Source organism: Chromohalobacter sp. 48-RD10 (assembly GCF_029889785.1).
In the GTDB taxonomy this organism is placed as follows: domain Bacteria; phylum Pseudomonadota; class Gammaproteobacteria; order Pseudomonadales; family Halomonadaceae; genus Chromohalobacter.
In genome coordinates, this window is record NZ_JARANX010000096.1 from 1 (window position 1) to 2,103 (window position 2,103).

Genomic DNA, 2,103 nt, shown 5'->3' on the forward strand with positions numbered 1-2,103 from the left:
AAAAGTCTAGTGGGCGAGATGCTGCAGGTGCAGCTCGCCATCGAGTTGATCGATCTGGGGGCGCGTCTGCAGGTACTCGAGACCGAGACAGATTTGAGTCGTGGGCGCTTGGTCAAGCTCTACAAGGAAGTGCGTGGCATGTCGCCCCCCAAGGGCATGCTGCCGTTTTCGACCGACTGGTTCATTACCTGGATGCCGAACATCCATTCCTCGTTGTTTTACAACATTTACTCGAGTCTGCTCGAAGACTGCGGTTGCGAGCGAATGTCGGCTTTCGTCAAAGCCTTCAGGCTCTACCTAGAGCAAGTCAGCCTCGAAGCGGGGGAGCCGGTGCTGGGATTGACGCGCGCCTGGACGCTCATTCGCTTCTTCGAAAGTGGCATGATGCAACTCTCGCCGTGCACCAGTTGCGGTGGTCGGTTCGTCGCCCACGCGTACAGTCCCGACCACGACTTCGTGTGCGGTATTTGTCAGCCACCATCGCGTGCTGGCAAGACACGCAAGAAGCGTCAGGCCGAAGAACGGGTGACCACGCCGCGTCGTCAGCCTGTGTCGCCTTCTGAGTCGGATGGGATGACGGCGCGACGCCTCGTCGCTAGATAGGCGTTCGCGTATCTAGTGTCGTCGCGACATTAGGGGGTAACGACCGATACAAGGAAGCGGTACGACGCATTTCTGCGTTTTTTCATTCAAGGCGTGTCGCTTCCTGCCGATAGAGATATCAACGGGCCAGTCATGCATGCCGCTAGGAGCGTTCTGCTGTGTTGATTCTAATCGGCTATTTGGTTGTTATCGCATCGATCGGGGGCGGTTATACCCTCGTCGGAGGCCACTTCGGTGCGCTATTCCAGCCATCCGAAATTCTCATGATCGTCGGTGCTGCCGTGGGTGCCTTTATCGCTGCCAACAATGGCAAGGCGATCAAGGCCACCCTGCGTGCGTTTTCGAGGCTCAAGCGTACCAATAAGTACAACAAGGCGATGTACATGGAGTTGATGGCCTTGCAGTACCGTCTGCTGACCAAGGCACGGCGGGACGGCATGCTGGCCATCGAACGTGATATCGACGCTCCCGAGGATAGTGCGATCTTCTCCGACTATCCCAAGATCTCTAGTGATCCAGTGATCATGGCGTTCATCACCGACTACTTGCGCTTGATGGTCAGTGGCAACATGGATCCGTTCGAGATCGATACGCTCATGGAGCATGAGATCGATACCTTCCAGCACGAGGCGGAAATCCCCTCCCATTCTCTGCACAGTGTCGGCGATGGCCTACCTGCGTTTGGCATCGTGGCGGCCGTCATGGGCGTCGTTCATGCCCTGGGAGCCGCTGATCAGGGCGCGGCGGCCATGGGACAGATGATCGCTCAGGCATTGGTGGGAACGTTCTTGGGGATTCTGCTCGCCTACGGCTTCGTCCTGCCCGTCGCCCAGCGACTTCAACTCCAAATCACTGAAGCCATCAAAATGCTGCAATGCATTCGTGTGACGCTGATGGCGAGCCTGAACGGTCTGGCGCCTCAATTGGCAGTGGAGTTTGGGCGTAAGGCCTTGTTCACCGCCGAGCGCCCCTCATTCACTGAGCTCGAAGAACATGTTCGGGCAGAGGGAAGTGGCACACGCGGCACTGGGACGGGCTAAGCATGAGTAGCGAACGCCGTCCAATCATCGTCAAACGCAAGAAGGTCGTCAGCAAAGGGCATCATGGGGGCAATTGGAAGATTGCCTATGCCGATTTCATGACTGCGCTGATGGCGCTCTTTCTGGTGCTTTGGATCCTGTCGATGGTGCCTGAAAACGAGCTAGATAATATCGCCGAGTATTTCCGAACGCCCTTAGCGGTGGCGATGACCGGCGGCGACAAGTCGACGGCAAGTACCAGCGCGATCCCCGGTGGCGGCGCGGACCCCACCTTTTCCGAAGGTGAAGAGCGGCGCCTGGACATTCGCCAGCAATCCCGTCCCAGTGACGAGATGCGACGCTTGAGGGTGCTTCGTGACCGTCTGGAACGCCAGGTGCGCGAAGATCCAAATCTGCGTCAGATGAGTTCGCAGCTGCGTACCGATTTCATACCCGAGCGCCATGTCTCATATACACATCT

At 57.5% G+C, this 2,103-nt stretch carries 3 protein-coding genes; all 3 read left to right on the forward strand.

Annotation, left to right across the window (positions count from 1 at the left end; translation table 11 throughout):
* On the forward strand, positions 1 to 603 hold a 603-nt coding region (flhC, locus tag OP496_RS17300), incomplete at its 5' end, for a flagellar transcriptional regulator FlhC (protein ID WP_280565094.1).
* Positions 604 to 761: 158 nt separating this feature from the next.
* On the forward strand, positions 762 to 1,643 hold the full coding sequence (motA, locus tag OP496_RS17305) for a flagellar motor stator protein MotA (RefSeq protein ID WP_247621295.1): 882 nt from the start codon (positions 762 to 764) through the stop codon (positions 1,641 to 1,643).
* Between the two features lie 2 nt (positions 1,644 to 1,645).
* On the forward strand, positions 1,646 to 2,103 hold a 458-nt coding region (locus OP496_RS17310; protein WP_280565096.1), incomplete at its 3' end, for a flagellar motor protein MotB.